The sequence below is a fragment of the Paraburkholderia phenazinium genome (assembly GCF_900100735.1).
Taxonomy (GTDB): domain Bacteria; phylum Pseudomonadota; class Gammaproteobacteria; order Burkholderiales; family Burkholderiaceae; genus Paraburkholderia; species Paraburkholderia phenazinia.
This window is the reverse complement of the sequence record NZ_FNCJ01000007.1, coordinates 96,641-122,313: the sequence shown is the minus strand read 5'-3', so window position 1 is coordinate 122,313 and position 25,673 is coordinate 96,641. Positions and strand designations below refer to the sequence as shown.

The following is a 25,673-nucleotide window of genomic DNA, read 5'->3' as shown; positions in this document are numbered from 1 at the left end:
CACGCGCTGCTCTCGCGCGTTGCGCTTGTCTGCGCAACGCGCCATCTGTTTCAATCTGTTTCATGTAGGGAACACTTCATAGCAATTCCTCGCCTTCCGATGCCATAATCGGCACTTCGCAGGCCTTCTTCAGACCGTCGTATCCATGACACTTGTCCAGAAAGCGCTTCTCGCCCCGCTCATCGTCGCGTGCGCGATGTTCATGGAGAGTGTCGATGCGAACGTCATCGTGACCGCCCTGCCCTCGATGGCGCGCGACTTCGGCCGCGACCCGGTCACCCTCAAGATTGCGGTAACGAGCTATGTGCTCGGACTCGGCGTGTTCATCCCCGTGTGCGGCTGGCTCGCCGACCGCTTCGGCGCGCGCACCGTGTTTCGCACCGCGATCGGCATCTTCGTGGCCGGTTCGCTGCTGTGCGCAGCCTCGGGCTCGCTCGCCACCTTCACGCTCGCGCGCTTCGTGCAAGGCGTGGGTGGCGCGATGATGGTGCCGGTCGGACGCATCATCATCTTTCGCGTGGTGCCCAAATCCGAGTTCATTCGCGCGATGAATTATCTGAGCGTGCCAGCCATGCTCGGCCCAGCAGCCGGTCCGCTGCTGGGCGGTTTCATCACCACCTATCTGCATTGGCGCCTGATCTTCTTCATCAACGTACCGATCGGGGTGCTCGGCATCTATCTGACCAACCGCCATATCGTCAACACGCGCGAGCCGCATCCGGGGCCGCTCGACTGGATCGGCTTCTTTTTGTCGGCGGGCGGTGCGGCCTTGTTTCTGCTCGGGCTGTCGCTGATCGGCGGTGAGACCATCTCCAACGGTAACGCCGTCGGCATGTGCGTGTGCGGCGCGTTTTTGCTGGCGGCCTACGTGCCGTATGCCCTGCGCATTAAATTGCCACTGCTCGATCTGCGCTTTCTGCGTATTCCCACATTCCAGGCGAGCGTCGCAGGTGGCTCGCTGTTTCGGATCGGCCTCGGGGCCTTGCCGTTTCTGTTGCCGTTGTTGTTGCAGGAGGGACTCGGCAAGACCGCTTTCGAATCTGGCTTGATTACCTGTGCTTCGGCGTTCGGCGGGATGTTCATGCGGACCATCGCGTCGACGGTATTGCGGCGCTATGGGTTTCGCGATGTGCTGGTGGTCAATGCCGCGCTCTCCGGTATCGCAATCGCGATCTGCGGCGCCTTTTTCCCCGGTACGCCCACCTGGCTGATCTGGTTCGTGGTGCTGCTCGGCGGATTCTTTCCAGCGCTGCAGTTTACCAGTCTGAACTCGCTGACCTACGCGGAGATCGCAAGCCGCGATGTGGGCCGCGCCACCAGTCTCGGCAGCGTCGTGCAGCAGATGTCGCTCGGCCTCGGGGTAACGGTGGGCGGCATCGTGCTGCAGATTACGCGCGTGCTGAACGGCCATACACATATTGTGTGGAGCGACTTCTGGCCGGCGTTCCTCGTAGTGGGACTCTGCTCGTTCGCCTCGATTCCGGTCACCTTGCGCTTGCCGCATCGCGCTGGCGAAGAAATTTCGCGGGGCAGTCGCGGGTGAGATGAACCCGTCAAGCGTGCGGGTTTAACAATGCGATTTAACCTTCCCGCCTGATCGCGCGCAGAGCACGATCACCCGCCCCAAACTTTACATTCACGTTGCACCTGGATTACATACCGCCAAACCACGCGGTGTGTCGTGGCCAACACCGCTCTCATCGCGCCTGCCGCATCCTCCATTGCGGCGCAACATCGATGCTTCGTCGATCTCTTAGCACTCCCGTATAGCCCTGCTGTCATCTGCACGACACCCATACGCTGCAACATGGGCGCCTGGCATCGCAAGTCCATGCGAGGGTGTCGCGTCGCTGCTCGAACCGCCCGCCCCGCACCCGCCAGGTCCCATTTGACAGATCAGCGCCCCCGCTGCGGGCGCGCGTGACACGCCGCGAAGCAAGAGTGCGCGTCTTGACGGCACGCCTCCTGCGCCCCATCGCCAGCGCAGTAGCAACACATCCACAAGGAGCTTGGTATGCATGATGTGGCAGATTCCGACAGCTTGCGGCAGGCCAAAATGAAATCCGTTCAGCAGTACATCGACGAGCGTCCGATGTGGCCGGACGGCACACACCTGCCCTCCGTACCGATGACCGGCATGCAGTGGCGCATCTGGGCGCTCGCGGCGGCCGGCAAGTTCTTCGAAGGCTTCGTCGTCTTCATGACCGGTGTGGCCCTGCCGCTGATCTCGCGCGAGTTCGGCATCGGCGCGGCGCAGAACGGTCTGATCAGCGCGGCGAGCCTGATGGGGATTCTGGTCGGTGCAGTGGGTCTGGGCGGCATGTCCGATTACTTCGGGCGCAAGCGGATGTTCATTGTCGAGATGGTGATCTTCGTCGCGTTCCTCGTGCTGCTGGTGATGTGCACCAACTTCGTCTCGCTCGTGATCTGCCTGTTCGGCCTCGGCGTGGCGCTCGGCTGCGACTATCCGACGGCGCACATGATCATCTCAGAGAGCATCCCAAGCACCAGCCGCGGCAAACTGGTGCTGGCGGCGTTCGGCTTCCAGGCGCTCGGCGCACTGGGCGGCACGGCTGTGGGCTTTCTGGTCCTCTCGACGATCCCGAACCTCGATGCATGGCGCTGGATGTACGGCACGGCGATCATCCCGGCACTGGCGGTGACGATTGGCCGCTTCTTCATCACAGAGAGCCCGAGCTGGCTGCATATCCGCGGTGCGGTCGATCGCGCCGAAGAGGCCGCGAAACGCCTGCTCGTGCGCACGCCGCAGTACCCGACCAGCATCGCGCTCTCGCGCGAGCTCGACGATGCCGCGACCGGCCACGGTAAGGGGAGCTTCCTGGCGCTGTTCGCCAGGCGCAATCTGCGCGCGACGATCTTCGCCTCGGTGCCATGGTTCCTGCAGGATCTGGGCACGTACGGAATCGGTATCTTCACGCCGACGATCCTCGGCGCCGCATTCGGCGCCAAGCCCGACCACGTACGCAGTATCACCGACCTGATCCTCAACGACATCCTCGCCGCCAAGGGCGCTGCGCTGATCACAATGCTGCTGATCGTCGGCATCGTCTTCGCGGTGATCCTGGCGGACCGGGTCGGCCGGATCTGGCTGCAGGTGATCGGCTTCATCGGCTGCGCGGCGGGCTTGCTGATCGCTTCGTTCTCCGATGGGTTTGAAGGATCGACCAAAACGGTCATCATCTTCGCCGGCTTCATGCTGTTCAACTTTATGACCAACCTGGGGCCGAACGCGCAGACCTATCTGCTGGCCGGCGAAGTGTTCCCGACGGCGATTCGCGGCACCGGTGCAGGCTTCGCGGCCGCGGTCGGCAAGATCGGCGCGGTGGCAACGGCGTTCCTGTTCCCGATCCTGTTGTCCGGCATCGGTACGGGTCCGCTGCTCTATATCCTCGTGGGCACCTCGATTCTCGGCGCGGTGGTGACGTGGGTATTCCGCATCGAGACGAACGGCGTGAGCCTGGACGAGATTGGACACTAGACGTTTGCGCACCGCCCTGTTTCCCCATACCAACGATGGCTTCCCAGTATTGCGACGGAGAGAGGCATGACTCACGACGTTAAGAACCCGGCACTGCGCCTGCGCTGGCGCGGTTTGGCCGCCGCGCCGCTGTGCGTAGCGGCGCTCGCGATGATGACGAGCGCGCTGGCCACTGCACAAGACCTCACGCTCACCGAGACCGGTTCGACCCTGCTATACCCGCTGTTTACGACCTGGGTGGATGCGTACACGAAGACGCATCCGGGCATTCACATTAGCGTTGCCGGGACCGGCTCCGAAGCCGGCATCCAGCAGGTGCTGGCGGGCAAGGTGCTGATCGGCGCCTCGGACGCGTATATGTCCGATGCCGAGATGCGGCAGCATCCGCAGATCATCAACGTGCCGCTGGCGATCGCCGCGCAGACGATCAACTACAACCTGCCTGGCCTCAACACGATCCATCTGAAACTGGACGGTCCGGTGTTAGCCGGAATCTACAGCGGCAAGATCCGTAGCTGGGATGCCCCGCAGATCGGAGCGCTCAATTCCGGTGTGACGCTGCCCCATCACGCCATCGTGCCGCTGCGGCGGGCTGAAGGTTCCGGCGATACGTTCGTGTTCACGCAATTCCTCTCGTTCGCGACGCCGGACTGGGAAAACGCCAATGGATATGGCACGACGATCTCGTGGCCGAACGTGCCGGGCAGCGCCACGGCGACGGGCAATGCGGGGATGGTGCAGGCGTTGCAGACGACGCCCTACTCGATCGGTTATGTGGGCGTCAGCTTTAGCGACAAGCTGGCCACCGCTCAATTGGGTACGGCCGCACTGAAGAATGGGGCCGGAGAATTCGTGCTACCTACCAAGGAGACGATCACGGCGGGTGCCGCATCGCTGGGGCCGCGCACACCGGCTGACGAACGTCTGAGCCTGGTGTATGCGCCGGCTTCGGGCTCTTATCCGCTCGTGAACTACGAGTATGCTGTGGTCTCGATGAAACAAGCCGACCCGGCGACGGCCGCCGCATTGCGCCGCTTCCTGCTGTGGTCGATCGTGCCGTCCGAGACCAATGAGGCGTATCTGGATACAGTGCACTTCATTCCGCTGCCGCCGCATACGTGGGAACTGAGTCAGGCGCAGATTCAGTCGATTCGCTAAGCAGAAATGCCAACGGCGCACCTTTTATCGGGTGCGCCGTTCGGTTTCGCCTGGTATGTCTCTGCGTTATGCTTTCGAAGGACGGCCGGTCTTGACGGTTTCGACCGCCGAGATGGCAGCCAGCAGACGCTGCGACGTTGCACCTTCCAGCAGCAGTAAACCTGCGCGCAGCACTTCGCTTTTCTTCACCGAAATGCCGGCGTCGAGGCACTTCTGCTTCAAGGCAGCAATCTTTGCGTAGTCCGACTTGGGCATCGTGAAGCTGTCGCGCACGACTTTTTCTTTCTTCACGACTTCCTTCTTCGCGACCTCTTTCTTCGCGGCTTCTTTCTTTGCCGGGTCCTTCTTGACGCGCTTCGGCTTCTCGGCGGCGACTACTACGCTCGCTTCGACAGCCTTCTCTTTCGGAGCGGCCTTCTGCTTCGGGGCAGCCTTTTGCTTCGGCACGGCCTTTTCTTTCGGTGCGGCTTTCGCCTTCGGTGCTGCCTTTTCTTTGGCTGCGGCATCTGCCTTCGGCGCCGCTGCGACCTTCCCGGCTGACTTGCGCGATGCCTTCGGTTCAGCGGCAGTCTTCGTCTTCGCCTTCACAGTCGCTTCAACCGGCGCGGAGGCTTGCTTGTCCGCCGTGGCGTCTTGCGCCGTCGCGCCCTTCGGGAAGTGAAAGGCCTTCTTGGTCGGCTTCTTGATGCTGGGTTCGTTCATTCTGTCATCTCCGGGTCATAAACAATATAAACAGTATATACGGTTTAAATTAAACACCGGAGTTTTACGGGCGGCTCGCCGGTGAGCCGGCGAGCGTCGGCCAGCAAGTTGTCCACACAATCTGTTAACAAGGATGTGGATAACTTGCCTGCAAACGAGCCAAGTGTTTGAAGTGACTGAGAATTCAGGAGTCGCGCTCGGCTTGCGCAGGGACCTCGGGAAAGGTCAGCGAAGCGACCTCGCAGTTCGGCAAACTGCGCAGTACCGCCGGCGGCAGCAACAGCTTGGCCTCGCGCACGCCCGCCCCCATCACGACTTGCACACGCTCCATCACCGCAGCGTCGACCAGAACGCGCCAGTCGTCCGGCACCCCAAACGCGGTGATGCCGCCGAACTCCATGCCGCTATGTTCGACCGCAACCTCCCGCTTGGCGAACGAAAGCCGCTGTGCACCGAGGTGCGCCTTCACGGCCCCGTTGATATCGAGGCGCAGCGAGCCCAGTGTCACGATGGCCGCGTACTGCTCGGCACCGTCTTTCTTGTAGCGGATCACGATGGTGTTCGCGCAGTCTTCCAGACCGAAGCCGTAACGCGCGCTGAACGCCGTGGTGTCCGAAGCGTCGTCGCTGACCGCGAAGACGATCACTTCGTTTGGCGGCAAGTGCTCGATGACATGCGCCGGAAGATGAGCCGCGAGCTGGTCGGGGGCAATGATGTTGAGTTTCTGCAGGGATTCGTGTGAGTGCATGGCAGGCAGACGGTTTGGCTTGTGGCTATTCTAGCGGGTCATACTTTTGCGCGCAGCGTGTGTGGAACGGCCTTGCTATATGCAATAGGTATGGCAATCCTCACTCATATGTATTTTCAATTTGGCACGCGGTCTCTTATCCTGCCCCTAGCCGTCCACCCGGATGACACGGACGAACTGAAGATAACGACCCAGGGGCTTTGCGTGTTCTTAAATCAAACCGGTTGCCTTCGCTCTTCCCTCTTTGCCTTCGCTTGCTGTGCGGGCTCGATAATCGCCTGCGCGCCTGCGTCTGCTTCTGCATTTGAACCCCATCACCATAGAGTAGCGGCCGTAGAGACGGTCAGCGCTGCATCCCAGGCAGGCGTGCTCGTGCGCGACTTGCCGCTGCCGGACGGCTCGTTTCAACGCGTGCTCTACGACGCGCCAGCATCGGCGGTGCGTGGCGTGATCGTGATGTTTCCGGGCGGCGCGGACGATATTGGCATCGAGAAGGATGGCCAGATCAAACATGGCGACAATTTCGTCGTCCGCTCGCGTGATCTCTGGACCGCCAGGGGCTATGGCGTCGTGCTAGTCGATGCGATCGATCATCAATCGATGCGCGGCAAGCGCAGTACCGCTGCCTACGCCGAAGTGACACGCGAGATTGTCGAGTTCGCGCATGAACAAGCCAACGCACCCGTCTGGGTGATGGGCACAAGCCAAGGGTCGATCGCGGCGATGAACGCGGCTGCGCATGCGAAAGGCCCGCAGCTCGCGGGCGTGATCCTGACCGAGTCAGTGTCGATCCTCGGCGGCTCGCATGAGACGGTCTTCGATGCGCATCCGCAGGACGTCCGCATCCCCGCGCTGGTGGTCGCGAACAAGGACGATCAATGCAAGGTCGCGCCGCCTTCCATGGCGAACGCGATCGCGCAGTCGATGCGCAATACCCAAGCGAGCGTCCTCTTCGTGCAAGGCGGCATTGTGGGTTCGTCGAATCAATGCGCTTCGCTATCGCCGCATGGTTACTACGGTATCGAAGGCAAGGTCGTCGACGATATCGCCGAGTGGATGGTGCACGTAGGTGCGTGACGCAATCGGCAAAGGCACGCTACTCGCCACGCGGTAAATGCGTGCCTTACCTACACCATAAAAACTCAGCTATTCGAGGGCGGAACGCCCGCCGCGTGCTGGTCCGGTTTGCAGTCCGTCGCGTACTTCGCCATCAGCCGCGCCCGCGCATCGGTGATGTCAGGAGAATAGCTGTCGAGCGCCGGCCGGTAGCCGACCGACTCCAGCTCGTTCAGCTCGCGCATCAGGTCGCGGTGCGTCACCTCGCCGTGGGTGGGCCTGAACGGATAGGAGCTGCACTGGTGCGGGGTGAGCGGGCCCGACGCCAGCGCGCCTGCGCTGGCCATCAGCAACCCAAGGGGCAGTGCGTACTTCAAAGGGGTCTTCATGAGCGTCTTCCTCCAGTTTGTCATAGCGCGCTTCGGCTAGACGGCCTGTCTTGCGCTAACCACCAGGCCGGTGTCGAAGTTGCGTTATCAGAATAGGTACGACCGCTTGTCGTTCCGGCCTCGAACGCGTGAAGGTTTTTTCATGCTGGGATATCGGTTCTCGCACGGCAGCGCCAACAGACAGCAAGCCTCAGAAGGCAAACAGGCGATCGGCCATGAAGATGCTCAGCCCCACCATGACAGTGAAGTAAATTCGGCAAATATGTCGGATTGCGAATTATCAGGTGATTTAAAAGGCTTTCAGGTTATCTATATACCGGATTGGAAGTTGAATGAAGACCATCGTAATGTTTCCTGCTGACACATTACATAGTGTGGAAACGGATGTGGTACCGTAACACCGCATCCTGGCTGGCAGGTTCTGGCCTGAAACTGCAATGGCGCCACCAGGACGTACTTACCATCTCGAACTTGCGTTTCATGGGTCGCGCACGGGACGGCTCGATGCTGCGTCTTTTGTCGGCCGGAAACGCGCCTATACAGGGGGGCGCTAATGTTTTATCAGTCCAATGGTCGTTCGTCCGTCGCAAAGCGATACGTAGCAATCGCTGTCGTGCTGGGCCTGTCGTCATGGGTTTCGGTTTGTGCTGCCGCAGACAATACGGCTTCTGAGCCGGCATCCGCTTCACAAAGCGACAAGACGGTTGACCACGAAAGCGGTGCCGTGACTTTCATCGATACGAAGAATTCGATCATTGTCGTGACGGTCGACGGTGGTCAGGAGTTGAGCCTCAACGCGAAGGACCATACCGACGTATTAGATCGAGTCCACGTCGGCGATAAAATCGCAATCAGCTATCTGGAGCCGTACGTCACCGGTCTGACCCGCGACAAGGGCGCGCGGCTGACGCGCGTGAGCCACACCGTCAAGGTGACCCAGTCCACGGCCGGGGCAGACGAAGACGGTTTCCACGCCGTGCGGACCTATGACGGGATAGTGGAAGTCACCGCGATCAACAAGAAGCTGGATCTCCTGACGATTGTCGACGCGTCCGGTGCGGCTCGTTCGATCAAGGTGAGTCAACCTGACCTGGTGAGCGTGATGAATTCACTGGTGCGTCACGATCATGTTCATATCGTCTATGAATCCGCGTTCACAGTATCCATAACGCATTGATGTTGGCTATGCGCCGTCGATGGGGTCGACGGCGTGCGGTGGCGCCGCCGTGATGAGTACGGCGCGCGCCCGCGCTGCAACCCGGCATGTCAACTCCACACCGGGTATCGGGTTCGTCAGGCTCGCGCCCGGCTGATTGCGTTGGCGGCCAACTGCCGCGCAAGGTCCGCGTACAACTCGGCCCACTTGCCCAGCAAGGTAGAGTCATCGGTGAGGAAAAGCGGATGTTCGGCCCAGAGGCTGACGTCCGGACCGTGCCTCGCAACCTCGAACAAGCGCAGATCCTCATCCTCGCTGACGCCGCTGGCAATCAGCTCGCGGAATGAGGCGAGGTGATGCAGGCATACTTCATCGGGCGTAATGCAATGGATAGCGGCCAGCGCTTCGGTCGCTTCCTTTTGTGCGGCGTCGCGGCTAGCGGCCATCAGGAACACAATGCTTTCGTCATCCGCGTGGCCGAACATCACCCGATACAGGGAGGTTCTGCAGCGATCGCTGAGTTGCGTGCCGATTGTTGCCTCGGCTTGCGAACACGACACGTCAAGGCGCGGGATCGTGCGCCCGCCCCTCCTTTGCGCCCTGGTTCGCCGCTTCCGGGCACGGTAGCTATCGCTGCACCGGTAGACGTACATGCCGCACGCCACCAGACAGGCCAGAGCGAGAATCCCAACGCCCGCGAGTACCGCCAGATCGATGCGCACCATGTCAGGCTCCATTCAATCCCGCGCGTGCCTCGACTGCCACGTCCCGCGCGTCTCCTATCGATTTTTGGAACACGCCTATTCTGGTGACCAATCTATCCCGCTTTCGAACACTTTTCTACCCCGTGCTGTCCCTTACATGGTCACCGCATAGGGAAATGCCAACGCAGCAAAACTGGACTTCGACGAGGAAGTGTGCCGATGCGTTCGCGCTGCCGGCGCTCAGCCCCACAAACTCAAGAGAAGAAAATAACCGTTGTTTTTTTGCCTGTTGACCCCGAAAAACACGCTTAAAAGGCACAAATCTGCTGGTTAATGCCAGATGACTTGCTGGCGAATTCATTAACCGGTAAAATATTGATGCTTATTGGTAAATTCACAGGATAACCGGCAAAATGTTGCTGTTTGATCTTGCTACTGCGGACGAAATTGCGCGTGAACTGGGTCAACGGCTCCGCACGCAACGTCTCGCCCAGAATCTGCAACAGAGCGAACTGGCCGCCCGCGCCGGGGTGTCCGAGCGCGCGGTACGCAACCTCGAACGTACCGGGAAGGCAACGCTCGAGAGCCTTCTCCGGGTAGCCATGGCGCTTGGGCTGGCCGGCTCGCTCTCGCCTCTATTCGAATACAGACCGAACTCCATTCGCGCGATGGAAAACGCGAACGACATACGTGAGCGAGCCTCCCGGAGGTGACGATGAAAAAGCTGAGCGTCGTCTATCGCGGCTGGGGCGAGCGTTTCGAGCTGGGCAAGCTCGGGGACGACGGGACCAACCTGCTATTCGAGTACTCCGCCGAAGCACTGCAACGCGGTCTCGAGCTTTCTCCCTTGCACCTGGCATTGCGTCAGCCGGCCTACGAGGGCTTCCCGGACCACCAGCTTCGCTTGCCAGGGTTCGTTTCCGATGCCCTGCCCGACGGCTGGGGCATGCTACTGATGGACCGGCTGTTTCGGCAGCGGGGCTGGGAGCCTGCGCGGATGTCCCCGCTCGACCGTCTTGCCTTCATCGGCGAGAAGGCAATGGGCGCCCTTGCTTTCGAGCCGGCTCAAGGCGATGTTCTGCAACCTTCCGACGTGCAACTTATCGAGCTTGCGCAGGAGATCCGCGAAGTGATGACGGACGGCAGTGCCGCGTTGCTGCGCGAACTCGTCCTGATGGGTGGCTCGCCACACGGTGCCCGGCCTAAAGTGCTGGTCAACTTCGAGCCGCAGACTGGCCGGATGTCGAACTCGGAACAGAGTGCCGGCACGCCCTGGCTGGTCAAGTTTCCGGCCCAGCACGAGCACAAGGAAGTGTGCGCAGTCGAGGCGCTCTATGCCGTGCTTGCACAGGCGTCTGAGATTCCGGTGCCGGCAACAAGGTACTTCGACCTTGGATCCCGTCTTTCGGCATTCGGCATCGAGCGCTTCGACCGGTTCGGCGCTCAGCGCGTGCCGATGCACACCGCTGCCGGCGCACTGAACGCCAACTTCCGCTATCCATCCGTCGACTATGGTTCGCTTCTGAAACTGACGCGCTTCATGACGCGCGATGAACGTGAAGTGTTGCGGGCTTTTGAGCGCTGCGTGTTCAACGTGATCTTCAACAACCGGGACGATCACACCAAAAACTTCTCTTTCCTTCTGTCGGCGCAGGGCCAGTGGCAATTCTCCCCGGCTTATGACCTGACTTTCAACGAAGGCCCGGGTGGTGAACATCAAATGGACGTGTGCGGCGAAAGCCGCGCGCCGGCGCGTCAGCATCTGTTGCAGCTTGCCAGCCTGACGGGGCTACCGGCCCGCGCCGCGGAGGCGGTCATTGAACGCACTGCGGAAGTGGCTGGGCGGTTTCGGGATCACGCGCGGGGATTTCCTGTTCGGCGTGCGACGGTGAGCCTGATCGCGGGCAAGATAGAGGCGAACCGCTTGCGCATGCTGTGAGCGATGAAGATGGATTACTCAAGAAAATCTGAAAGGCAACATGAAACGACTGCTCCTCGCTGCGATCGCAGCCACCTCTTTCGCGACTTGCGTTCATGCGCAAAGCAATGCATCCGGTCCGCTCGTTACGCGCTCAGGCGAACTGCAATTTGAGCGCGTCGATAGCGGTTTCGTGGCAATGATCGACAATAAAATTTTCGATCGCTTCGGCGCGAACACGCTTACGCATTTCGATGACATCGGCAATGCAAGTGACACCGTCGCGCGCACGCTCGTGCAGACCGATTCCGGCCCGGTGCTATACGACTTTCGCCACCATCCGCCACTGGTGGAGCGCTTGAGCACGCGCATGACGGTCAAGCGCGTGTTCTGGCAAAACGATGAAGTCGTGATGCAAGGCGCGCAAGGCTGGTTTCGATTCAAGCAAGGTGCGCTGACGAAGCTGCAATCCTCGACGACGACATATCACTGATTACGCACGTAGATCGAATGACCGGTACCGGCGTCAAAAGGTGCCCGGGAAATTGCGGGATTAAGACTTTTACTGAATGCTGGTGGAGGTACTGGATCGCCGCGAAGCCCTATACAGCTTGGCTTGGCGGGTTTGCTTGAAAACGCATGGAAGGTAATTCTGGCGGAGAGACGGGGATTCGAACCCCGGATAGGTTATTAACCGGTACGTTCTTTAATCTCTTCGCCTTGCCAAACAAGGCTATCAGCCTTTCAACGTGGGTTATTGTGCCACACAATCATGCGTCGTAACACGTTGATTCGTTTACTACGTCACCCCTCGAATAGCCCACTTCCCGCCCTATCTGAGCGGCTTCACTATCTCCGGTTTCCGGCGGTAAATCCGATCGGTGATCCGGCTGTCCGCGTGCGTCATGAGTGCCTGGGCATGCGCCAGTGTCTCGGCGTCGCTCGCGCATTTCGCGCGTAGATCGTGCTCCGTGAACCGCTCTGTCACCTTGGTCTCTTTCAGGACACGCGCCATGAATCCGCGCCACAAAGACTCCCACCCTCCAGCCCTACCCGTCGCCTCGTCGATGTAGCACTCACCAGAGCGATTACAGAACAGAAACGGGCCGATCATCACCGGACGCGCAGCCTTCGCCATGGCGACCGCTTCCCGCAATTCCTCGGACCAACCGATGATGACGCGCTTGCCGGTAGACTTCTTCGTCTTGTTCGGCGTCAGGTGGATGCCATCGTCCTGTAGATCAGACATGCTCAGGCGCAGCAGATCGCCGCGGCGCATCCCCGTCAGCAACTTGACCCGGATATACGACTGGACGGCGAGGATGCTTCCCTTCTTGCGCTTCGAATCGATCGACAGGCACTCGACAATCTCCCAATCCTCCACATAACGGGTTCGCGGGGCGTCGGACTCGATCCGCAACTGCCAGGCGAACGGGTGTTTCTCGATATAGCCCCACTCCACCGCCTTCGTGAATGCGTGCGACAGAATCTCGATCTCGCGCTTTCCCGACGTCTTTGCCGGCCGCCAGTCCAGATACTTGTAAATGTGCATCGGCTTCACTTCGGACAGTGGAGCGGTGCCGAAAAATGTCCGAATATTCTTCAGGCTGGCCGTGTTCTGCGTCTGCGTGGATGGCGCCTTGCCGGGAATGACTTCGAGCGCGTAACGGTCCAGAAGGTCGCCCACCGCCCGCACATTGTCAGTTCGTCCAATCCTGTCGGCCCACACCTTGTAGGCCTCTGGCAGCGTCTTCCCGAGCCGGAATTTCTTCTTCCCATCCCACGCCGACTCGAGCCCCTTCGGCACCTGGTAATAGTAGGCCCCGTGGACGTTCGTCCAGCGCTTCGGCAAACCCAGGTTTTCCTTGTTTTTGGCGCGTGGCATGGTCAGTGGAAAGCAGGTTCCCAGGCTTTGATTTTAGACTTCGGCGCGCGCTCACCCAAGATCCGTTCGGCGTGGGCGCGCAGGACGACGATAGAGCCGTCTGGGCGTATCTTATGCTCGACGCCCATGCCGCGCAGGACTTTCACCTGGGCGTTGTGGCGGCGCTTACCGGTCAGCTCGGCAAGTTCATTTTCGGTCAGAAACATCGAATCCATTTCCCCTCCCCTTCCAATACCCCACACCCAGGACCGCCTCTCTTGCACTAATGCGCTTGCCGGTGGCGAGAGTCATGATTTTTCTCCATTGCATTTCGGGCATGGAATGCCGCGTTTCGCAGTCGTCGCCATCACGAACATCCAGTCCGTTACCTCGCTGCATTGGCGGCAGGCGAATCGCACAGCAGCCGGTACGCCGACCGGATAGTAGCCGCAGTCATCGCCCGTTTCGACTACATGCATGCGGACTAGCTTGGGCTGGCGTTGCTGATGCTTCGGCACTTCGCCGAACAGGTCGATTACTTCGCGGCGTTCCATGATGTATTCACTCCTTCCAGCCAATCCCGATAGCGCGAGATCATTCGTTGCAGGCGTTCGCGCGCGTTCTTCCGGCGTTTGGCTGCCACCGAATACTGCTGCTTCGCCTCGGGCGGCAAATCTTCTTCGTGACCATTTTCGATGTTCCACTCTTTGCGAGCATCGCGAACAGCCTTAAGCTCTACGTAGGCTGAACGTCTGGCTGCCTCATACTCCATCGCGGCGATTCCGAGCGACGCAAGCTTGCTCACGTTCTCGTGCGCGACATTGGTTTTCTTGCTCACGTCTGCTCCTCAGTTGTCTGTTCCATCTCTTCGAGCGTATCAAGCGCCCACTGTAATGCAGCCTCAGTGCGCGGGCCCGGTGCGTTGGCGAGGCACCAGCGGAGTTCAGCCGCCAGCGGTTTGATATCGGACGTCCGTATCTCGACCGCTTCAAGCAGCCTGTGAGCGAACTGCTGATAACCAAAATCCACCATGAACTTGCCTGGTATGCTTTCCCAGATCGCGGTGATTTCGTTGTTGGTCATGTCGACCCCCTCAGTCCCCGCATCTCATCCCGGATCTCGCGCAAGTTAGCCATCGTCATTTCGCATGCGATCTCGCCAGCAGCGCTATTGCCGACGCTGACCTCGTAGGTTTCGACGATCTTCAGACACCGTTCAATCGCAGATGCCTCGGCGGCCCTCCAGACCGCCCAATGAGCGTTCACGTCATCATCCGGATACGGCTTCTCAAATGCATCTTCCGGCTGTTCGGCCAACTTCGTCATGGCCGCTTCGAATGCTTCCCGGTTAGTCACTTAGCCTCCGAAAACATATCAATCGTCCGGGTATCGCGCTCTGGTTCGGGTTCGACCGGCCCGATGAACTTGGCGTGCTCGGCCCAATCCCTAGCCAGTTCCTCGGCGTGAAGCGCGGCGAAGCGTTCCGGCCAGATGACAACCTCGGCGAGCACTGACGGGTAGTTGTCGCCGCGCTGTTTCTTGATCTCGGCGAAATGCGCGGTGAGCTTGTCGGCAAGACGTTCGGCCCACCACTCGGTGGGAGCGGCAAATCGCTCGCCCGAACCGGGCATGAATACGGCGTAGAGTGTCATTTATGCTCCCACATGAATAGCAAACACGCGCACCGGATGCGGCCCAAAGTGCGGATGCTTGATTGTTCGTTCAACGTAGCCGCGCCACGGTTTCACGATCCGGCGTTCATGGTCGTCGGCTTTTGGATAACCAAGGGTGAGCACAATCCGCCCATAGTGGCGATGCTCCAGACGTTTGCGCCAGTATGGCGTGCAGAGGCGGTATTCCTCGACCTTCTCGCCGCTCTTGATCTGGTCGAAGTACAGGCGCTTGAGGGGCAGGATTAGGGATGGGAGTTCGGTCATGGCTTATCCACCTTCCCCAGCGCCCACCGCGCCCGACTCTTGGCCCAAGCCTCATACTGGGTCGGATCGTCCCATTCGATGGTATCGGCGTTCGCGATGTTCTTTAGCTCTTGCGTGGCGATTTCGAGTTGCGCCAGGAGGGTAGTGAGAGCGTCGGCGGCTCTTTCTGGAGCATCATCCCCAGTCCATTGAGGTTTAAGTTTTGGGCTAATTGTTGCTCTGGCCCAACTGCATTCCTGCAACTGTCGGACTAAAGCCTTAATATCGTCGTTCGTCATTGCTTACCCTCCTCACTCTGCGACCGGGCGGCGTCGATAACGGCGTCCAGGAATTCTTCAAACATCCCCAGCATTACAGCCTGACGGCCATGCTGCCGCCAGTAGTCACTCCGGTTTCGGATCATGCGATACCGTTCCGCATCTACCCTCAACCGCTGGTTTTCTAGCGAGAGGGCTTCGAGGGCGTCAGCGGCATTTTCAATTCGATCCTCTATATGCGAGCTATACTGCTTCCCAACCCAGCGAGCATCCTCGCGCAGAATCGCCGCCAGAGCCTTGATCTGATCTGCTGTCATGACAACACCCATCCCCTAGTCGTTGAAACGATCCGCCCAGCCTTGCGCAACGCCTGAAGGCGGCGGTCACAGATTCGGAATGACTCGACACCGAATGGCGATCGTCTCGTGCCCTCCTCTTTCGCAATCCGCTCACACTCGCTCGCGACCTCGCCAGTGTGAATGACGCCGAACGTCTTTGGGAGATCGCCAAGTGACGCCACGATAAGATCGTCGAGTTTTTCGTATTTGCTCATGGTTTGTCCTTAAGATCGCGAATCGCCGTCGGGTCTGACCAAGTTTCTCTGCGCGCCACATCGCTGATTGTTGTCCGGTGAACACCGAACTGTTTTGCAAATCTTGCTGCACCCCAATCGTGGCCGTTACGATTGGCGAATGCTTCGCGAATCATCAACACATCACGCGCGGTCAGCTTTGAAGCTCCATGGCGCTCACCAACCTGATGCGTTCCATGCAGGCGCTTGTCTTCATAGTTCTCCGTGGCCGTTCCCCAGCACAGATTTCCCAAGTTGTTTTCCAACTTCTTGCCGTTCTTATGTCTAGCCTGAAGACCGGTAGGGCGTGGGCCAACGAAAGTTTCCAGAACGATTTTGTGTATCGTCATGGTTTTCTTGATCTCGCCGTCGCGCAAATCGACGCGCAAATACCCTTTCGGTGATGGATGTCCCTTAATCTGGCCGCGCGGCCCGAAAATTTCTCCAGCCTCGGTCACGAAATAACCGGGGAAGTTAGCATTGGCTTCATCTTTCGGCTCCTGCTTGTTCTCCAGCACTTCCGCCCTCGCTGGTTGCGCTGCTGCGGGATGGGTGTGCTCGGGCAATGGTGAGTGCTTGGGCTTGGCGGCTTGCTTGGCACGGATCTTCTCGATCTTCGTCCACACGCGCGCAAGTTCTACTTCGCCTGCCTCGTGCATATCAATTCCGCTCGCGAGACATAGCGCGGCCAACGTCACCATGACGCCGCCGACCTCTTGATGCAACTCGCCCACCGGCCTGTCGTAGACGTAATCAACCAACTGATGCGCTTCACTGCGCGTCATGCCGTTAGCCTGTACGGTCTCGGTCGATTCCTCGAAAAACCTGTGATTGCGTTCCATCTTGTCGGCTGCGATCTCGGCACCGAAGCACGCGAGCATCCATGGTTGCACGCGCGACTGGAACGCCTCCGAGGCTGACGCTATTGGAGCGGGATCGTTGCCAAAGGTCTCGCAGAACGCTCGTACCGAGATAGCGATGTGGCCGCCCTCGATTTTGGTCGCCGCTGCAATAGCGTTGAACGTACGTTGATACGGAAACTCTCCCGCTGTTGGTACAGCCTTCTGTGCGAGAGCGGCACGGATTGCTTGCGCATAGATGTCCGCATTGGGTTGGGCGACGCCATTAAAAAATCGGCCCGACTCCAGCCTCATCGCAAGACCTTCCAGCAACTGCCGCCCGTCGCCCTCTCCCGCAATGGTAGTTGTCAGCGTGACTTGAGCATCAGACGGTTGAGCATTGTAGCCGTGCCAGTGAGGCACCACGTCTCCCACAATGGCTTGGGTGGCGAGCAATGTGCGTGCGAAGTCAAGCAATGCAGCATCGCTCTCGTCAAGGTCGAATCCGGTCGATTCCAAGTAGATGCGCTTGATTTGGTCGTCAGTCATTTCGACTCCGTAGGAGCGGCTGCGATCTCGCGGGGTTTGCGCTTGATGGTGAGTACCGTAGTGCCGTTGCGATATTGCATGCTGTTGTCGATGTACATGCGATCGCCCAGCAGAACCTCGAAGCCGTACGAGTCCACGAAGGGAACTTCGGCTGAGACGCGCACGTATTCAATATCGAGTGGGTTCTGAATTTCTTCGCACCAAGTGACCTCGCTCAACTGGCTGAAGTCGACGGCGCCAGGTTCAAAGTCATCGCCGACCTGAAGCCATATACGCTCGGGTGCGTTGATGATCTTGGTTTCTTCGCTCATTTCAGGCTCTCGTAGGGTTGGCGATCCAGCGCAACGGCCATGCGCTGCACCAGCTTTTGCGCCTCACTCTGCCAGTTCACGCCCGCCATCTGGTCGTAACGCCCATCGTGGTAGGTGGCGTACTCGATCAGATCAGCGGCTTCGCGAAGCAACTCGCGCGCATCGCTTTCGACTGCTGGCAATTTGACTTGAAGGGCTCTGGCGAATGCCCGGCGCAATGCTGCGTTCCAACGGTTGTGCGACAGGCCCTTGATGATCGCTTGACCGTCAAGGCTGTTCCAAACTTTGTCGATTTCATGGTCGCTCAATTTTTCGCTCATCACATATCTCGAAAAGCGGGGCCGCAGCCCCTTGCCGCGCCGGGGGCGCTGTTGGTCTTTACTCGACAATCGTAGTTAGTGTCACGTTGCCGTCGCCGCTCTCGGTGCGCAGCATCATCGTCGACGATCTGCTGGCCGGTCGAAGATGCTTCCATGCCTGAAGGAATTCTTCGGGCGGCTCGAAGTCGGAGGTCAGTTGAGCGGTTGAGCAACGAAGATCCGGATCATCTTCGGTCGGGATCGCGAAGCATGCGACGTGCGCGATCTTGTGCGCGCGGCAGATAGCGATGATCTGGGTCATCAGCGGGGAAATCTGTTCGTCGTAAATCTGTTCTTTGTTCATATGAACCTCAATTAGGTGCCGCCACCCTTTAAACTCTGGACCCGCTTTCGCCTAGCAGAGAGGTGGCGGCGGTGAAACTTCAGGCGGCGTGCTCGATTGCGATCTGCGCGCAGATATTGTCGAAATAGACTCGCGCGGCATCGACTTTCGTCTTGATCTTGTCTTCGAGCGATTTGTCACGCGCATACGGGACACGCGTAACGCGCAAAGTCGGGTCAATGTGATCGACGTAGTGCATCGACACGTCTTCGAACCGGATCAGTTCATCGGGCGTGTTGACCATGCAGTAATCGATTTCCGACTGGTCGCAGTCCCACAGCATCATGTAGCCGCGTAATTGCCACTCGTAATCCTTGTCGCGGCCGGCGAACACCGTTGCCGGGAAAGTGGCGAGCGACCACGGCGACTTGATATCGTGAATCTTTACGCCGCTAAAAATGTCGCACTCGCCAGTGATCCAGTCGTTTGTCTTGCGCTCCGTGTTCTTCACAAAGTTCGTGAACAGAACCTCGTTCAGAAGCGCAATCGATTGATCTTCGACGATAGTGCCCTTCTCCATTTCCTTGCTGCTGACGATGCGCTGGAAGTTGTAGACGAATTCCTTGGCAAGGTCTTCGATGTACGTCTTGGCTCCGACTGACAGGACTTCATCCTTGCTTTTCGGTTCGGTCATGATCTTGCTGAGCGATGAACACCGGATCCTAAACATTGCTGCCCTCCACGGCTTTCTTGACTGCTTCCTCGACTTCCTTCTCTTGCGCATCCGTCAGGTCGAACTGGGCGCGCAACTTCTCGGTGGTGTACTGCCCTGCCACAATCGATGCGATTGCCTTCTTAAGGCGATCCGGCATGATCTTGGGCTTCGTTTGCCTGGCTACATTCGGGCGAATCCGCAGGCACTCGACCACATCGCCAGCCAGTTTTGCCGTGCTTGCAAATAGCGTGATCTGCTTGCCCGCCCATTCCTCGATGTACGGCCCATAGAGCTTGTGGATCGACTTTGAGTTAGTCGCGTTCAGAATCAGTGGCTTATGCCCGACCAGGTGCGCGACGGTGCATTCCTCTTTCTTACCGCCCGCCCCGACAACTTCCTCACGGCGAACATAATCAATCGTGACAGTCAAATCCTCGTCCGGGTTCAGCGCATAGGCGCCGATGTAATCCGGGTTGACGAGGCGTTTCCAATGGGTTTTGGTTTGTGGCTTGTCCATATAACGGCACTCCTTTTGGCCGTAATCCGACAGGGTCTAAGTGAAACGGTTAAGCGGCTTTTTCGGTCGGCGACTTAAACGCCGCCGCATTGAATTTTTCGAGCCAGCCGACAACGACAGTCGTGTTGGTGGCATATTCGAGCGCCAAGGTGGTAACGATTTCCACATCGCCCGGACCGTTCAATTCAAACTGGACCCGCTCGCGACGCTGGCGCTCAGCCTCGGCTGCCGCTTCCTCGGCGGCCTGTTCATCTGCGATGCGCTGGGCTTCGGCTCGGGCTTCGGCCTCTGCCGCCTCCCTAGCCTCCCGCTCGACTCTCTCGCGTTCCGCGTTGGCTGCGTCAATCGCAGCCTGCTGACGGGCCAGTTCCGCACGTTGCTCTGCGAGTCGCGCCTCTTCGGCCTCTCGCTGCTTGCGCAATTCAGCTTCTGCCGCTTCACGTTCGGCCCGGAGTCGCGCTTCGTGCGCCTGCTGCTCTGCCAGCATCGCGGCGTGTGCCTTGGCTCGGGCAATCCGTTCTTCGTCGGCAATCCGTTGGCGTTCGGCGGCGGCCTGACGTTCGCGTTCGGCGGCTTCTTCGCGTTCTTTGGCGAGTTGGGCGCGTTCGGCGGCGATGCGGGCCTGTTCGGCTTCGTGTGCCTGCTGTGCCGTCAGCATTTCACCAAGCCTCGCCAGCGCAGCAACCTTTGCCATCTCCGCTTCGCCAGCGAATTCCGCGAATTCCTCAAGCGTGACTTCGTGCCGCTCCATCAGTTCGATGACTGCGGCCAGGCTAGCGGAGGGGTGGCCGACAGATTCAGCGGGGCAAGCCTTGATCTCGTCAATCTTTCGGCGGATGGCATCGACACGGGCTTTCTCGGCGGCTAGCTTGGCTTGTCGCTCTGCCTCGCGCTCGTCGTCCCACGCGTCGCGCAAGGCGATCAACCGTGTTTCGTCCGGTTCGATGAGAGCAACTAGCCGGTCCTCTTCCGCGATCACGGCTTTAGAGAACTTTGTCGCGTCGTCGCGCGCATCCTTGCCAGCCTTTCGAATGCTGGTGCGCCGGGTCTTCAGGACCATGGCCGTGCTGTGACACTGCTCGCGCGCATCCTTGTTCTTGATCTCGGTGATCGACCTCGATTGCTCGGCCAGTTCGATCAGCTCCTTTTCATGCTTTGCCGTGCCTAGCGCCAGGGCGGCGCGTTCGGGCAATGTCAGTTCGGTTGTCACACTTCCTCCACAGTTAATTTCAAAAGCAGCAAGGTCGACTCAAAATCTATTCGCGCTATTGCCAGATCCGTTATGAGACTAGAGCGCATCGCGCCATTCGGATTCGCATTCCACGCTTCATCAATGGCCTTCATCGCACTGACGGCCTGGGCGACGCGATAGGCGGATATTTCGTTCACGTCTCGTCCTTCTCCGCCATCAGCAGAAAATACGAATGCGTCTGGTTGACCCGCTTATGTGGTTGCGTTGGGTCAATGTCCCAGTACGTATTGATTTCGAGGATCGGATAGTCACAACCGGCGATGCCCCAGGTGGTATCCATGCGGCCCCGGATTCCCGGTCCACCGTTGAATGTGCCATCGGGATCACTGAACGTCGCGAAGGCAACCATCTGGTCACGGTGGCGCGCCATAATCACTGCATAGACTTCGGCGCTGGTGGTCAGTCGTGTGTAGTCGCTCATAGTTGGTCTCCACACTCACAGCAACACCACTGCATATCCACGTGAACGATCGGACGGCCATAAGCCTCGTCGCGGCCAATCCCGAAGTCCCGCTCTTCAATCGGAACTTCGCACTCGCAACGCCGGCAATAGCCGTAGGCGGCCTCTTCAACCGGGTCGGGGTCACAGTCAACAAGCATGGTCACGATGCCTCCAATTCCTGAAGCTTGGCCTTGGCCGCATCAAACTGTTTGCGCGCCTCCTTGAGGCTGGCTTGATGGCGCTCGTCCGCGAAGCCTTTGGCCCAACCAGCAATGTCATCTGGCACAGCGAGTCCGAGTTTCTCGGCGGAGTTAGCAAGGTCAAGCGCCTGATACTTTTTCTCCTGTTTGCGGATTTCAGCGACTCGCCCGTTGATCCACTGTGCGGCGTGGGCCAGCGCGTCTTCGTATGAAATAGCAGGGAAACAACGACCGCTACTGCCGCCAGAGCCGTCCGAATACCGATCGACATACCAGGCAAGATCGCCATTCGACCCACCGAATAGCGACAGCAGCCGCATCTTCCGGTCGTAGCTGAATCCATCGTTGTCTTTGGGCTTCATGAATTGCTCGAACGTCTGTATCGACATGCGTTCGGCATAGCCTTCGACCACGAAGAAATGCGTGATCTTCCCTGCAATGAAGTCGTCAAGGGTCTGTAGCTGGGTGAAGCGCTTGCGCTCGGCTGCGCGCGCAGCGTATTCGCGGTCTTCGTCACCGCGCGTCTTGCGAACGGCATCGAGCGATGCCCGCTCGGTAGCGAGACGGCTTTGCATCGCCGCAATCTCTCCGTGCAGCTTCTCCACGGGTGGGGTGCTGAACACCTCGCGCCAGACTTCCGGCGCGCCGTAGTATTCGTCGCCCTCATCGCCGCGTGTATAGATGGGCTGCACGACATGGCCGTCCAGCGTGAGCGCGACGTAGCTGGCGGCTCGGCCCCGAATATCAAAAACCTCGTCGCCAGACTGCATCTGTTTGAGTTCGCTCATCGCGCGCCTCGCGCATGCAATTCCGGCTGATAGTGGCCGTCATAGTCCTTCGCCAGCAACCAGCGATTTCCCAGCGCCCGGATAGCCTGCAGCCGCTTGTTCTCGTTGACCGCGGCGAGGCGCTCGCTCGGCTCAAGCGAAGTCGCAACGTGGCGCAAGTCTTCGTTCTTATGTGGTGTGCGAAACATGGCCTACCCTCCAAAAGTCAGTCTTACCGCTTCAATCAAAATCGCGCCGACGATCAGACCGCCAATGACTGCAGCAGTGACCTGGTGATTCCTGGCGTTGGTGTCTGCGCGTTGTTCGGTGGCGAGGGCCGTGTGCCCGGCGTCGCTGATGTGTGTCACGACGCCTTCGCGGTCGTCGTCGACGATGGTCCAGGTGGTCATGTCGGCTCCTTTTCAGCAGCAAGTGCCAGCAGCGCAGCCAGAAAGTCATCCTTGCTCGGGCATGAGCCGACGCACTTCAGATTCAGATACGCTTCGCCGATATCGAATGTGCCGCCCATCAGGTGACTGTAGAGCGCGTTGCTCACGGATTCGAGAGCGGTGCGGGCGTACTCGCGCATCTGGTCGGTAGTGAAAATGTCTTCAGGAACGCGCTCGATGGCTTGGTCTACGCCGTGCTGCCAGCCATATTCAGCGGCTTCATACCGGTTCGTAATGTTCCGATCCTCGACTCCGCAACCGAGCCCTTGCGAATGCAGCTCCGGCCAGTCGATTTCCAACGGCTCGGGAAGTTGCGGAAGGCCCGAGACCTGTTCATCAGTTAGATTGCTCATCTCACACCCCAGCAAACCAGATTTAGAAGCGGCGCACCAAGCACCAGGATTAAGACTGCGGAACCTACGCCGACGCAGCAGAGAAGAATTAGCGCACCGGCAAATACGTCGCCGCGAGCACCGCTTATAGGCTCCCGCTCTTCGCCGCTTATCTGGCGGGCGATGCGGGAGGAGGGGCGGCGGAGAAAGAAGGGTCTTGGCATGGTCGGCCTCAATCCGTGTAAGCGACGTACTTGAATCTGCCGTCGCCGAAATATTCGAATCGGCCGCCAAATGTGCCGCGCACCTTTTCCTCAACCTCGGCGTGAGTCATGTGAGGCGGATAAACACCCTCTTTAATCATCGACGCGCTCGAATGCGGCTTGCTGTGCCAGTCGAGTTTCGATGGGTCCAGTGGGCGTGGCTTCCAATCCTCATAGACATTCGTCTTGACATTCTCCGTCACCAAGTAATCATTGATGACGTACTGTTCTGCCTCCCAGTCACAATCTGGACAGTGCAGATAGGTTCTGGTGCAGGCGCTACACGGCGCCGAAAGGTGACAAGAGCAGTTATCGGGCTTCGTGAACTCGATTCGCCCTGCGCACCCGTCACGACCGCACACGTCGCCCTCTTCGATTCCGTGCGCGCTCATGCGTACCACTCCCCTATCCCCACTCCAGCAGCCTCGGCTTGCAGGCGTTTCTGATGGGTATCAGCCTCGTTCCGGTTTCCCCATGCGTCGTCGTCCCACAGTGCGACGCCGGAGTTTTCCTCGTCCGGCTCGGGTGCGGGCTGGAATTGCTCCCAGAGCAGTTCGTTGTTTCTCTTACCCATGATGTGTACTCCGAAATTTAGTCAGGACTTACTCGCTACACCATCCTCACCCGCGCACTTCCCGCCTACGCCCGGGTGCGCAATAACGGCTGCGGGATCAACGGATAGAATCCGCTTTGGCCCTGGCGACTACGCGAACGCACTCGTCAGGGCGGTCCGTGACGTGGACCACGCGGTCGCCCAACTGTTGCACCCGTATTTCTCGCGGGGCTCAAGGCCCCGGATTGCCCTGATTACCAGGCCACCGGTTAAGGGATGCGCGACCGCAACCCGTCAATTCTTCAAGCCGCCACTTCGACCGCCTCAATCAGCGCGGCAATCGTATCGAACCGAAACATCACGTCATCATCCAGTTCGACCTTCAGGACATGCTCCACTGTCAGGCCGATCTCGACGCGATCCAGGCTGTCCATCTTGTGTTTCTGCGACAGGGAATCGTGGTCGGCTATCTCGGCGGGAGACATGCAGAGTTGTTCGGCGACGATTGAGCGGAGCTGGTCGGCAAGGATCATGATTCATCCGTGTACTGAATTTTGTAGATCGGCTTGGTGATCTGATACACATGCGGAAACTGGCTGATGTTGTGCCAATGCGTCCCGCTGTCGGCGCGCACACATTCCGGGCCAGTCAACGCGCGCCACCAGACCATCGATTCACGCGTCACTCGACCATCGCGTACAGGCAACGAGTCCTGGCGCTTGATACCGAACGCCGTTTCAAGTTCGGCCAGTTGTTCATCAGTGAAATGCGGCATTTGCTCCCCCTCAATTTTCCGGCGATGACCGCCGTGGTTGAATACGACAGCAAATACCGCAAGGAATGCCCAGATAGCTAGGGCGAGTTCGAATTTGGACATGTCAGACCCCCTCTTTGGCGATGTGCTGCAGATGTTTCCGTGCGACTTCGCGGATTTCCTCGCGGCGCTCCTTGACCGACAGGATCTGCTTGATGTCAGTTGCAATTTCAGCGGCCAGCGCATTGACGATCCGGTCCGCGAGTTCTTCTTCGAGACGCTTGCCGATCGCCACCTTTAACGCTTCGCGGTCGACCAGGCCGTAGATGTCCCGAATTAGATCGGCGGGAATCTTGAAGCGGTTCGCATAGTCAGGCTCGATCCAGCGACCGTCCATGACAACCTTCAGAATCGATTGCTGGGCGGCGTGGCTAAGCGCTTCTTCGAATGGGCTCATTTCACCTCCTCAGCAATAAGCACTACTCTCAGCCTTGGCCTCGGTAATCGCCTTTTGTTTGGCGATCTCGAAACAAGGGGCGCAACTCGTCAATTTCAAGGAAACAGTGGGCCAGTACGATGCGTATTCGCGCGGCTCTACCGTCCCCTGCAGTGTTTTGCATTCCAGACAATGCTCTTTCACAGTGACGACCATCGGTCGTGCGTTCCACGCGTCTCGCTCTTTCTGATCCATGTCGTCCTCACTGCAAACAGATCTGGCTGTAGTCCGCGCTGCGCACCAGGACCGAGTTGACATACTCGTCGTAGTGATTCACGAACCGCAAAATGTAATGCGATGTACGGACGCGGTACGTCCGAAAGCCGAACTCGGTGTAGAACATGATTTACTCCGCTTCAACAATTTCGCCGCTAGCATTCAGCGCGTAAAAAACCATCTCCTTGATTCCGGCCTGTCCGACGATTGCAGCCTTGGCGTGAAGGATTCGGCCGTGTGTGTCGTCGGCATATGTTTCGTCGCGGTAGACGAGGAACAGCGCAGCACCTTCGACGCCTCGAGCCTTCCCGTGAAAACCAGAGGCGGTCGCGACGGAATGCTTGCCTTCTGCCGTGGCAGCACCGCTGTCGCCGCTGGCCGTGGCAGCACCGCTGTCGCCGCTGGCCGTGGCAGCACC

At 59.1% G+C, this 25,673-nt stretch carries 43 protein-coding genes and 1 pseudogene; 9 read left to right on the top strand and 35 right to left on the bottom strand.

The genetic code is table 11. The features are described from left to right. Positions 1-145 precede the first annotated feature (145 nt). The 3 genes from BLQ92_RS17610 to pstS all read left to right on the top strand — a co-directional run bounded on the left by BLQ92_RS17610 (position 146) and on the right by pstS (position 4,657). A complete protein-coding gene (locus tag BLQ92_RS17610) occupies positions 146-1,543 on the top strand; it encodes an MFS transporter (protein WP_090685815.1) in 1,398 nt (465 codons plus the stop codon). Between the two features lie 513 nt (positions 1,544-2,056). Next, positions 2,057-3,499, top strand: coding sequence for an MFS transporter (locus tag BLQ92_RS17605; RefSeq protein WP_208449397.1), 1,443 nt, complete (start codon positions 2,057-2,059; stop codon positions 3,497-3,499). A 66-nt stretch (positions 3,500-3,565) separates the two neighbouring features. Continuing rightward, the gene (pstS, locus tag BLQ92_RS17600; RefSeq protein ID WP_090685813.1) at positions 3,566-4,657 is read left to right on the top strand and encodes a phosphate ABC transporter substrate-binding protein PstS; all 1,092 of its coding nucleotides are present in this window, start codon (positions 3,566-3,568) and stop codon (positions 4,655-4,657) included. Between the two features lie 66 nt (positions 4,658-4,723). Here the strand turns inward: pstS and BLQ92_RS17595 are convergent, their stop codons facing one another. Further along, on the bottom strand, positions 4,724-5,359 hold the full coding sequence (locus BLQ92_RS17595; RefSeq protein WP_090685812.1) for a hypothetical protein: 636 nt from the start codon (positions 5,357-5,359) through the stop codon (positions 4,724-4,726). 184 nt (positions 5,360-5,543) lie between these two features. Further along, complete coding sequence (locus BLQ92_RS17590) at positions 5,544-6,107, bottom strand: YbaK/EbsC family protein (RefSeq protein ID WP_090685811.1); 564 nt, start codon at positions 6,105-6,107, stop codon at positions 5,544-5,546. Between the two features lie 372 nt (positions 6,108-6,479). Here BLQ92_RS17590 and BLQ92_RS17585 point away from each other — a divergent pair, with 372 nt between their 5' ends. Next, entirely contained in the window at positions 6,480-7,184 is a 705-nt protein-coding gene (locus tag BLQ92_RS17585; protein WP_208449398.1) for an alpha/beta fold hydrolase, read from the top strand. Between the two features lie 65 nt (positions 7,185-7,249). Here BLQ92_RS17585 and BLQ92_RS17580 read toward each other — a convergent pair whose 3' ends face one another. Continuing rightward, complete coding sequence (locus BLQ92_RS17580) at positions 7,250-7,552, bottom strand: DUF4148 domain-containing protein (RefSeq protein WP_090685810.1); 303 nt, start codon at positions 7,550-7,552, stop codon at positions 7,250-7,252. A gap of 142 nt (positions 7,553-7,694) precedes the next feature. Here BLQ92_RS17580 and BLQ92_RS39435 point away from each other — a divergent pair, with 142 nt between their 5' ends. Further along, complete coding sequence (locus BLQ92_RS39435; protein ID WP_143016623.1) at positions 7,695-7,913, top strand: hypothetical protein; 219 nt, start codon at positions 7,695-7,697, stop codon at positions 7,911-7,913. A gap of 192 nt (positions 7,914-8,105) precedes the next feature. Continuing rightward, positions 8,106-8,729, top strand: a complete 624-nt coding sequence (locus BLQ92_RS17575) for a hypothetical protein (RefSeq protein ID WP_090685809.1) — start codon at positions 8,106-8,108, stop codon at positions 8,727-8,729. Between the two features lie 116 nt (positions 8,730-8,845). Here the strand turns inward: BLQ92_RS17575 and BLQ92_RS17570 are convergent, their stop codons facing one another. Continuing rightward, on the bottom strand, positions 8,846-9,433 hold the full coding sequence (locus BLQ92_RS17570; RefSeq protein WP_090685808.1) for a hypothetical protein: 588 nt from the start codon (positions 9,431-9,433) through the stop codon (positions 8,846-8,848). Between the two features lie 392 nt (positions 9,434-9,825). Here BLQ92_RS17570 and BLQ92_RS17565 point away from each other — a divergent pair, with 392 nt between their 5' ends. Genes BLQ92_RS17565 through BLQ92_RS17555 form a run of 3 tightly spaced genes read left to right on the top strand, consistent with a single transcriptional unit; the run spans position 9,826 to position 11,823 of the window. Next, positions 9,826-10,125 (top strand): helix-turn-helix domain-containing protein, encoded by a 300-nt coding sequence (locus BLQ92_RS17565; RefSeq protein WP_175772954.1) that lies wholly within the window; start codon positions 9,826-9,828, stop codon positions 10,123-10,125. A 2-nt stretch (positions 10,126-10,127) separates the two neighbouring features. After that, the gene (locus tag BLQ92_RS17560; RefSeq protein ID WP_090685807.1) at positions 10,128-11,351 is read left to right on the top strand and encodes a type II toxin-antitoxin system HipA family toxin; all 1,224 of its coding nucleotides are present in this window, start codon (positions 10,128-10,130) and stop codon (positions 11,349-11,351) included. 40 nt (positions 11,352-11,391) lie between these two features. Beyond that, the gene (locus tag BLQ92_RS17555) at positions 11,392-11,823 is read left to right on the top strand and encodes a hypothetical protein (RefSeq protein ID WP_090685806.1); all 432 of its coding nucleotides are present in this window, start codon (positions 11,392-11,394) and stop codon (positions 11,821-11,823) included. Between the two features lie 339 nt (positions 11,824-12,162). Here BLQ92_RS17555 and BLQ92_RS17550 read toward each other — a convergent pair whose 3' ends face one another. The 31 genes and pseudogenes from BLQ92_RS17550 to BLQ92_RS40680 all read right to left on the bottom strand — a co-directional run. Further along, positions 12,163-13,182: a tyrosine-type recombinase/integrase gene (locus BLQ92_RS17550; protein WP_244896658.1), complete on the bottom strand. Its 1,020-nt coding sequence runs from the start codon at positions 13,180-13,182 to the stop codon at positions 12,163-12,165. Between the two features lie 35 nt (positions 13,183-13,217). Further along, on the bottom strand, positions 13,218-13,430 hold the full coding sequence (locus tag BLQ92_RS17545) for a DUF4224 domain-containing protein (RefSeq protein ID WP_090685804.1): 213 nt from the start codon (positions 13,428-13,430) through the stop codon (positions 13,218-13,220). 72 nt (positions 13,431-13,502) lie between these two features. Then, a complete protein-coding gene (locus BLQ92_RS17540; protein ID WP_090685803.1) occupies positions 13,503-13,748 on the bottom strand; it encodes a hypothetical protein in 246 nt (81 codons plus the stop codon). Next, positions 13,730-14,032, bottom strand: coding sequence for a hypothetical protein (locus BLQ92_RS17535; RefSeq protein WP_090685802.1), 303 nt, complete (start codon positions 14,030-14,032; stop codon positions 13,730-13,732). The genes BLQ92_RS17540 and BLQ92_RS17535 overlap by 19 nt, the downstream gene beginning before the upstream one ends. After that, positions 14,029-14,277 carry a hypothetical protein gene (locus BLQ92_RS17530; RefSeq protein ID WP_090685801.1) on the bottom strand — a complete coding sequence of 83 codons (249 nt, stop codon included), beginning with the start codon at positions 14,275-14,277 and terminating at the stop codon, positions 14,029-14,031. The genes BLQ92_RS17535 and BLQ92_RS17530 overlap by 4 nt, the downstream gene beginning before the upstream one ends. Continuing rightward, on the bottom strand, positions 14,274-14,549 hold the full coding sequence (locus tag BLQ92_RS17525) for a hypothetical protein (RefSeq protein WP_090685800.1): 276 nt from the start codon (positions 14,547-14,549) through the stop codon (positions 14,274-14,276). The genes BLQ92_RS17530 and BLQ92_RS17525 overlap by 4 nt, the downstream gene beginning before the upstream one ends. After that, positions 14,546-14,845, bottom strand: a complete 300-nt coding sequence (locus BLQ92_RS17520) for a hypothetical protein (protein ID WP_090685799.1) — start codon at positions 14,843-14,845, stop codon at positions 14,546-14,548. Before BLQ92_RS17520 ends, BLQ92_RS17525 begins: the two co-directional genes overlap by 4 nt. Continuing rightward, positions 14,846-15,130, bottom strand: a complete 285-nt coding sequence (locus tag BLQ92_RS17515) for an RNA-binding protein (RefSeq protein WP_090685798.1) — start codon at positions 15,128-15,130, stop codon at positions 14,846-14,848. Beyond that, positions 15,127-15,408, bottom strand: a complete 282-nt coding sequence (locus BLQ92_RS17510; RefSeq protein ID WP_090685797.1) for a hypothetical protein — start codon at positions 15,406-15,408, stop codon at positions 15,127-15,129. The genes BLQ92_RS17515 and BLQ92_RS17510 overlap by 4 nt, the downstream gene beginning before the upstream one ends. Then, a complete protein-coding gene (locus BLQ92_RS17505) occupies positions 15,405-15,704 on the bottom strand; it encodes a hypothetical protein (RefSeq protein WP_143016622.1) in 300 nt (99 codons plus the stop codon). The genes BLQ92_RS17510 and BLQ92_RS17505 overlap by 4 nt, the downstream gene beginning before the upstream one ends. Then, on the bottom strand, positions 15,701-15,940 hold the full coding sequence (locus tag BLQ92_RS17500; RefSeq protein WP_090685795.1) for a hypothetical protein: 240 nt from the start codon (positions 15,938-15,940) through the stop codon (positions 15,701-15,703). Before BLQ92_RS17500 ends, BLQ92_RS17505 begins: the two co-directional genes overlap by 4 nt. Further along, positions 15,937-17,346 carry an HNH endonuclease signature motif containing protein gene (locus BLQ92_RS40040; protein WP_176860768.1) on the bottom strand — a complete coding sequence of 470 codons (1,410 nt, stop codon included), beginning with the start codon at positions 17,344-17,346 and terminating at the stop codon, positions 15,937-15,939. The genes BLQ92_RS17500 and BLQ92_RS40040 overlap by 4 nt, the downstream gene beginning before the upstream one ends. Further along, the gene (locus BLQ92_RS17490; RefSeq protein WP_090685794.1) at positions 17,343-17,657 is read right to left on the bottom strand and encodes a hypothetical protein; all 315 of its coding nucleotides are present in this window, start codon (positions 17,655-17,657) and stop codon (positions 17,343-17,345) included. The genes BLQ92_RS40040 and BLQ92_RS17490 overlap by 4 nt, the downstream gene beginning before the upstream one ends. After that, on the bottom strand, positions 17,654-17,977 hold the full coding sequence (locus tag BLQ92_RS17485; protein WP_090685793.1) for a hypothetical protein: 324 nt from the start codon (positions 17,975-17,977) through the stop codon (positions 17,654-17,656). Before BLQ92_RS17485 ends, BLQ92_RS17490 begins: the two co-directional genes overlap by 4 nt. Positions 17,978-18,035: 58 nt before the next feature. Continuing rightward, positions 18,036-18,320, bottom strand: coding sequence for a hypothetical protein (locus BLQ92_RS17480; RefSeq protein WP_090685792.1), 285 nt, complete (start codon positions 18,318-18,320; stop codon positions 18,036-18,038). A gap of 79 nt (positions 18,321-18,399) precedes the next feature. Then, entirely contained in the window at positions 18,400-18,993 is a 594-nt protein-coding gene (locus BLQ92_RS17475; RefSeq protein WP_143016621.1) for a hypothetical protein, read from the bottom strand. 28 nt (positions 18,994-19,021) lie between these two features. Beyond that, entirely contained in the window at positions 19,022-19,531 is a 510-nt protein-coding gene (locus BLQ92_RS17470; RefSeq protein ID WP_090685790.1) for a hypothetical protein, read from the bottom strand. Between the two features lie 49 nt (positions 19,532-19,580). After that, entirely contained in the window at positions 19,581-20,741 is a 1,161-nt protein-coding gene (locus BLQ92_RS17465; RefSeq protein WP_090685789.1) for a hypothetical protein, read from the bottom strand. Further along, on the bottom strand, positions 20,738-20,920 hold the full coding sequence (locus BLQ92_RS17460) for a hypothetical protein (protein WP_090685788.1): 183 nt from the start codon (positions 20,918-20,920) through the stop codon (positions 20,738-20,740). Before BLQ92_RS17460 ends, BLQ92_RS17465 begins: the two co-directional genes overlap by 4 nt. Then, a complete protein-coding gene (locus BLQ92_RS17455) occupies positions 20,917-21,204 on the bottom strand; it encodes a hypothetical protein (protein WP_090685787.1) in 288 nt (95 codons plus the stop codon). The genes BLQ92_RS17460 and BLQ92_RS17455 overlap by 4 nt, the downstream gene beginning before the upstream one ends. A 181-nt stretch (positions 21,205-21,385) precedes the next feature. Beyond that, on the bottom strand, positions 21,386-22,213 hold the full coding sequence (locus BLQ92_RS17445; RefSeq protein ID WP_090685785.1) for a hypothetical protein: 828 nt from the start codon (positions 22,211-22,213) through the stop codon (positions 21,386-21,388). Continuing rightward, positions 22,210-22,401 (bottom strand): hypothetical protein, encoded by a 192-nt coding sequence (locus BLQ92_RS17440; RefSeq protein ID WP_090685784.1) that lies wholly within the window; start codon positions 22,399-22,401, stop codon positions 22,210-22,212. Before BLQ92_RS17440 ends, BLQ92_RS17445 begins: the two co-directional genes overlap by 4 nt. Positions 22,402-22,404: 3 nt before the next feature. Beyond that, positions 22,405-22,602, bottom strand: coding sequence for a hypothetical protein (locus BLQ92_RS17435; RefSeq protein ID WP_090685783.1), 198 nt, complete (start codon positions 22,600-22,602; stop codon positions 22,405-22,407). Continuing rightward, positions 22,599-22,994 carry a hypothetical protein gene (locus tag BLQ92_RS17430; protein WP_090685782.1) on the bottom strand — a complete coding sequence of 132 codons (396 nt, stop codon included), beginning with the start codon at positions 22,992-22,994 and terminating at the stop codon, positions 22,599-22,601. Before BLQ92_RS17430 ends, BLQ92_RS17435 begins: the two co-directional genes overlap by 4 nt. Positions 22,995-23,205: 211 nt before the next feature. Further along, a complete protein-coding gene (locus tag BLQ92_RS17425; RefSeq protein ID WP_090685781.1) occupies positions 23,206-23,628 on the bottom strand; it encodes a hypothetical protein in 423 nt (140 codons plus the stop codon). After that, the gene (locus BLQ92_RS17420) at positions 23,625-23,810 is read right to left on the bottom strand and encodes a hypothetical protein (RefSeq protein WP_090685780.1); all 186 of its coding nucleotides are present in this window, start codon (positions 23,808-23,810) and stop codon (positions 23,625-23,627) included. Before BLQ92_RS17420 ends, BLQ92_RS17425 begins: the two co-directional genes overlap by 4 nt. Before the next feature lie 281 nt (positions 23,811-24,091). Next, the gene (locus tag BLQ92_RS17415; RefSeq protein ID WP_090685779.1) at positions 24,092-24,322 is read right to left on the bottom strand and encodes an acyl carrier protein; all 231 of its coding nucleotides are present in this window, start codon (positions 24,320-24,322) and stop codon (positions 24,092-24,094) included. Next, entirely contained in the window at positions 24,319-24,666 is a 348-nt protein-coding gene (locus BLQ92_RS17410) for a hypothetical protein (RefSeq protein WP_090685778.1), read from the bottom strand. Before BLQ92_RS17410 ends, BLQ92_RS17415 begins: the two co-directional genes overlap by 4 nt. 1 nt (position 24,667) lies before the next feature. After that, a complete protein-coding gene (locus BLQ92_RS17405) occupies positions 24,668-25,000 on the bottom strand; it encodes a hypothetical protein (RefSeq protein ID WP_090685777.1) in 333 nt (110 codons plus the stop codon). Positions 25,001-25,241: 241 nt separating this feature from the next. Next, positions 25,242-25,382, bottom strand: a complete 141-nt coding sequence (locus BLQ92_RS40035) for a hypothetical protein (RefSeq protein ID WP_176860767.1) — start codon at positions 25,380-25,382, stop codon at positions 25,242-25,244. Between the two features lie 3 nt (positions 25,383-25,385). Continuing rightward, positions 25,386-25,673, bottom strand: a pseudogene (locus tag BLQ92_RS40680) (DUF7666 domain-containing protein); the annotation flags it as partial.